7 protein-coding genes and 1 tRNA gene are annotated in these 5,464 nt (G+C 32.4%); 1 reads left to right on the forward strand and 7 read right to left on the reverse strand.

The genetic code is table 11. From position 1 onward, the window contains the following. Positions 1–71: 71 nt before the first annotated feature. The 6 genes from FMM56_RS07220 to FMM56_RS07245 all read right to left on the reverse strand — a co-directional run bounded on the left by FMM56_RS07220 (position 72) and on the right by FMM56_RS07245 (position 4,336). Positions 72–148 (reverse strand) — tRNA-Arg (locus tag FMM56_RS07220). Between the two features lie 34 nt (positions 149–182). Beyond that, positions 183–2,258, reverse strand: coding sequence for an elongation factor G (gene fusA / locus FMM56_RS07225; protein WP_150151281.1), 2,076 nt, complete (start codon positions 2,256–2,258; stop codon positions 183–185). Positions 2,259–2,267: 9 nt separating this feature from the next. Further along, entirely contained in the window at positions 2,268–2,738 is a 471-nt protein-coding gene (gene rpsG / locus FMM56_RS07230; protein ID WP_150141694.1) for a 30S ribosomal protein S7, read from the reverse strand. Positions 2,739–2,837: 99 nt separating this feature from the next. Beyond that, complete coding sequence (gene rpsL, locus FMM56_RS07235; RefSeq protein ID WP_150141695.1) at positions 2,838–3,224, reverse strand: 30S ribosomal protein S12; 387 nt, start codon at positions 3,222–3,224, stop codon at positions 2,838–2,840. Positions 3,225–3,674: 450 nt separating this feature from the next. Further along, positions 3,675–3,872: a hypothetical protein gene (locus FMM56_RS07240; protein WP_150208215.1), complete on the reverse strand. Its 198-nt coding sequence runs from the start codon at positions 3,870–3,872 to the stop codon at positions 3,675–3,677. Further along, complete coding sequence (locus FMM56_RS07245; RefSeq protein WP_150208217.1) at positions 3,869–4,336, reverse strand: toxin-antitoxin system YwqK family antitoxin; 468 nt, start codon at positions 4,334–4,336, stop codon at positions 3,869–3,871. The genes FMM56_RS07240 and FMM56_RS07245 overlap by 4 nt, the downstream gene beginning before the upstream one ends. A 136-nt stretch (positions 4,337–4,472) precedes the next feature. Here FMM56_RS07245 and FMM56_RS07250 point away from each other — a divergent pair, with 136 nt between their 5' ends. Continuing rightward, on the forward strand, positions 4,473–4,883 hold the full coding sequence (locus FMM56_RS07250; RefSeq protein ID WP_150141699.1) for a hypothetical protein: 411 nt from the start codon (positions 4,473–4,475) through the stop codon (positions 4,881–4,883). Here FMM56_RS07250 and FMM56_RS07255 read toward each other — a convergent pair whose 3' ends face one another. Continuing rightward, the gene (locus FMM56_RS07255) at positions 4,884–5,111 is read right to left on the reverse strand and encodes a helix-turn-helix domain-containing protein (RefSeq protein ID WP_150208220.1); all 228 of its coding nucleotides are present in this window, start codon (positions 5,109–5,111) and stop codon (positions 4,884–4,886) included. Between the last annotated feature and the right edge of the window lie 353 nt (positions 5,112–5,464).

Below are 5,464 nucleotides of genomic sequence, written 5' to 3' on the forward strand. Positions count from 1 at the left end.
TTTCTATACCAAGGGTTGAATAAAATTTATTTGGTTTTAGTTTTGTTTCTAAGGCATAAGATAGTCCTTAGTGGTGTCCCCGACAAGATTCGAACTTGTGGCCTCAAAATTAGGAATTTTGCGCTCTATCCTGCTGAGCTACGAGGACATAAGCCTTAAATAAATTTAAGGCTTAAAGGCGTTTAGCCATTGCGTTTTTTGATAATTTCTTCTGAAACATTCTTTGGTACTTCATCATAATGGTCAAATTCCATAGAATAAGTAGCCCTACCCTGAGTTTGAGAACGCAAATCAGTAGAATAACCAAACATTTCAGCCAAAGGACAAAAGGCTGTTATTATTTTATTACCACCTCTTTCATCCATTGAATTTACTTGTCCACGTCTTTTATTTAAATCACCGATTACATCGCCCATGTATTCTTCCGGGGTTTCAACTTCGACTTTCATCATAGGTTCAAGTATAACAGCCCCAGCCTTTCTAGCACCTTCTTTAAAGCCCATTGAAGCAGCTAATTTAAACGCCATTTCAGAAGAATCCACCTCATGATAACTTCCATCATAAACAGTTACTTTTACATCCTCGACAGGATAACCTGCCAAAACCCCACTTTGTAAGGCTTCTTGTATGCCCTTATCAACAGCAGGGATATATTCCTTAGGAATTACGCCACCCTTGATATCATTTACAAATTCATAGCCACTACCTGGTTCAAGTGGTTCAAGTCGTAAAAATACATGTCCATATTGACCACGACCTCCTGATTGTTTAGCGTATTTATATTCTTGTTCAACAGCCTTTCTTATAGTTTCTCTATAAGCAACTTGAGGTTGTCCAACCTCTGCTTCTACTTTGAATTCTCTAAGCATTCTATCTACAATAATTTCAAGGTGTAGCTCACCCATACCAGAGATAATAGTCTGCCCACTTTCTTCATCAGTATTCACTCTAAAGCTAGGGTCTTCTTGTGCAAGTTTTCCAAGGGCTATAGACATTTTTTCTTGATCAGCCTTAGTCTTTGGTTCAACAGCTACACTAATAACAGGGTCTGGAAAATCCATTCTTTCAAGTATAACCTTATCTTTTTCGCTTGAAAGTGTATCCCCTGTTAATGTTTCTTTAAGTCCTACCACAGCACCGATTTCACCAGCATAAAGAACCTTTATCTCTTCTCTTTTATTAGAATGCATTTTTAATAAACGACCGATTCTTTCTTTTTTATCCTTAGTAGAATTATAAGCATAAGAACCACTCTCTAAACTTCCACGATAAACACGTACAAAGGTAAGTTGTCCTACAAAAGGATCAGTCATAATCTTAAAGGCAAGTCCGGCAAATTCGCCATCATCGCTTGAATTTACAGAAGTTTCAGTGCCATCTTCATACTCGCCCTTAATATTTGCAACTTCATCAGGTGCAGGTAAATAAGAAACGACAGCGTCAAGCAAGGGTTGAACACCTTTATTTTTAAAAGCAGTACCACAAAGCATAGGCACCATTGAAAGACTTAAACAACCGGCTTTGATCCCCGTTACGATTTCTTCATCGCTTAACTCTTCTCCACCTAGATATTTTTCCATTAACTCATCACTTGTTTCACTAATGGCTTCAATCATCTTTGTACGATATTCTTCTGCCTTCTCTTTAAGTTCAGCAGGAATTTCATGTTCTACATAATCAGTTGGCTTAGTATCATCTTCCCAAACCAAAGCTTTCATTTTAACTAAATCTACAACGCCTTTAAAATCATCTTCTGCCCCTATAGGAATTTGAATAGGAACAGGATTAGCCTTTAATCTTTCTTTAACTTGCTTTTCTACATTGTAGAAATTTGCCCCTATTCTGTCCATTTTATTAACAAAAATAATCCTAGGAACACCATATTTATTTGCTTGTCTCCAAACGGTTTCACTTTGAGGTTGAACCCCACCTACTGAACAAAAAACAGCTACTGCCCCATCTAGCACACGCATTGACCTTTCAACTTCTATAGTAAAATCAACGTGTCCTGGAGTATCAATTAAGTTTATTTGAAAACCATTCCAAAAACAAGTAGTAGCAGCGGAGGTTATTGTGATGCCTCTTTCTTTTTCTTGTTCCATCCAGTCCATAGTAGCAGCACCATCATGTACCTCGCCTATCTTATGGCTCATTCCTGTAAAAAATAAAATTCTTTCACTAGTAGTAGTTTTACCTGCATCAATGTGAGCGGCGATTCCTATATTTCTAACCTTTTTTAAGGGAGTACTTCTTGACATATTCTCTCCTTACCAACGATAGTGTGCAAATGCTTTATTTGCTTCTGCCATCTTATAGGTATCTTCTTTCTTTTTAAAAGAAGCACCCTTTGAATTTGCAGCATCTAATAACTCACCAGCAAGCTTTTCTATCATAGTTCTTTCACTTCTTTTTCTAGCAAAAGAAATAATCCAGCGAATAGCCAGTGCTTGTTGTCTAGCAGGTCTTACTTCAACAGGTACTTGATAAGTAGCACCACCCACACGGCGAGATTTAACCTCTAAAATAGGTTTGATATTTTCAATGGCCTCATTAAAAATTTCAATACCCTTTTTTTCTTGATTTTTTTTCTCAATGGCCTTTAAAGCACCATACATAATAGTAGTAGCAGTGCTTTTTTTGCCATCGTACATTAAAGAATTGATGAATTTTGTGATAACCTTACTGCCATAAATCGCATCGGGTAAAATCTCCCTTACAGGAGCCTTTCTTCTTCTCATAATTTTTCCTTCAAATTAAATCAATTTTAAAAGCTTTAAGCTTAAAAATTTATATTTTACTCAAACAAAATCAAATCTAGGATTTGCCTGTCTTAAACTCTATTTAGACGCACCAGCTTTAGGTCTTTTTGCACCATATTTTGAACGAGAAACAGTTCTTTTTGCAACACCTGCAGTATCTAATGCCCCACGAACTATGTGATATTTAACACCAGGTAAGTCCTTAACTCTACCCCCACGCACTAAAACAATGCTGTGTTCTTGTAGATTATGGCCTTCGCCCCCGATATAACTAATTACTTCAAAACCACTTGTAAGCCTTACTTTGGCAACTTTTCTCAAAGCTGAGTTTGGTTTTTTAGGTGTTGTTGTATAAACCCTAGTACAAACCCCTCTTCTTTGCGGACAATTCTTAAGCGCTGGTGATTTAGACTTTTCTAGCACCTTTTTACGCTCTTTTCTAACCAATTGATTTATGGTTGGCACATTAATTCCTTTCTTTAAAATGTAATAAATTTTGGATTTTAGCTAATGTTGGCTTAAATTTAAATGAGTTTTTAAAAATTTTTAAGTTTTTTAACCCCATTTTTTTTAACCCCAATTAAATTTAAGATTAAAATTTGAGGTTAAAAATTTAACGACGATTTGATCTTTGATTTGGTAAAAATTGTCTATCCTTTGGTGTGATTGAGTTCATATCATCTCTTAGATAACCTAATACAGATACTCTACCTTGACTTGTAATATTACCCTCTGGGCTAAATTTTTTATAATTAACAAAATTATTTGTAACATTATCATAATCTAGTTCTAAATTTAAATTCCCAAATTCATCATAAACCTTAGCAATACCTACATTTCTATCGCCACGTCTTTAGAATTCTCTGCGTTTAACCCAATTTACATAGGCATTAATTAAACCATCAGGGTTATCGTTTAAATAAGAACCCTCGCTAACCAACCTTTCTTCTCTATATCATAATACTTAAATAAGCCATTTTTCTTATCTTCTTTAAAATGAATTTCTGAATGCTTTTTACCATTATCATAATACATTACCCATAAACTATCTTGCTTGTCATTTTTATAAGCCCCATCCATAACCAACTGACCATTGTCAAGGTATTTTTTCAATTTACCTTCTTTTTTACCATTTTTATTAAAATTTGCTTCGTTTTCAAGCTGTTTATTTCGTAGTATTCTTTGAAGGAGCCTACAAAATTTCCATTAAGTTTTTCACCTTCAATTTGAATACTATCATCTGGGTAAAATGTTACAAATTTTCCTGTTTCTAAGCCATTTTTATAACGACTTTCTTCGTGAACATGTCCATTTTCATAAAATTCCCTACTTATTCCATCAGGTCTTCCTGCTTTGTAGCTAAGTTCTGATTTTAAAGACCCATTTGGATAAAATTCCCTTTTAATACCATAAATTTGATAGTCTTCATTATAAGGAATGATAGAACCTAAAGAACTACTACCTTGATAAGTACTTTCAACAACTCTAACCGTACCACTTGGCTGACCAGGTATATCGCTACCACAACCTACTAAAAATAATGCTAAAGCACTAGCTAATAGGAGATTTTTTCTCATTTTTATCCTTTCAAAGTATATTTTTGTCGCCGTTTTATCAAAAGAATCTAAATATTAAAAAAAAAAAAAACTAACAAATTTAAGCAAATTTAAAAAAAAGCAAATATAATTACTTATAAAACTTTAAAGGGAAAGTATGCGAAAAATTCTTATAAGTCTTTGTTTTGCTTTGTTTATAATGGCTTGTAGTGATGAAAGTGTAGATAAAGAGATTAAAAATTATACTGACAAAAAAGAGGCCTTTGAAAAGGCTAAATGGTGCTTAAAAAAGATTAATGAAAATGAATTACTTGAAAAATTAAATAAAATTTACAATCAAACAGAAGAAATTTTAAATAATCAAGATAGCTATAAAAACAATAAAATAGGTTCCTTGCTAGATATGAAACAAAACGAAAGAAATCAATACATAAGCTTTAAAAAAAGTGTAGCAAAAATTGGCGAATCAGTTATTATAAAATTTACAGAAGCAAAAAATATAGATGAGATTAACAAAGAAAACTGTAACAAAGCCTTATTTTTACTAGCTAGATTTGAGATAATGTAATTATGAGTTTTCTAAGTCTCTAAGCACCCTTAAAGCGTTTTTAAATTCTGCTATTTGCTTTTTTAAACGATGATTTTCTATAAGTAAATTTAGGGTAATTTCTGAATTTTTTGGAATTTTATTACTCCATTTTGAAAAGCTTGTAAAATGATAGCCAAGAAGTTTAGCAAGTTCGCTTTGTGTGATATTTAACTCCTTACAAGTCTTTTTAAGCAAATTATCTCTCATTATAAAAGCCCTTTTATTAATTTAAGGCTAATCTTAGCATAAAATAAATAATATTAAACAAATTTAAAACAAAATTTTAATATTTAATTTTTGCATAATATAAATTTTACACAAGTGCTTAAATTTTTATGTCTATGCCTTTATTTAAATTAAAATTGGACTTTAAAATAAGTGAAAGTATGTTTAAGTTTTTTTGATTTTGTTTAAGTGTTAATAAATATTTATAACTTCTAAGCTTTTTTTATCATATTCAAAACCTAAAACAATGTTATTTATACTAAAATTTAATTGTGATTCATTAATAAGCTGTGAAAATACCTTATAAGCATTACCTACACTTTTTGCCATATCTA

The organism is Campylobacter sp. LR264d, assembly GCF_008633895.1.
Taxonomy (GTDB): domain Bacteria; phylum Campylobacterota; class Campylobacteria; order Campylobacterales; family Campylobacteraceae; genus Campylobacter_D.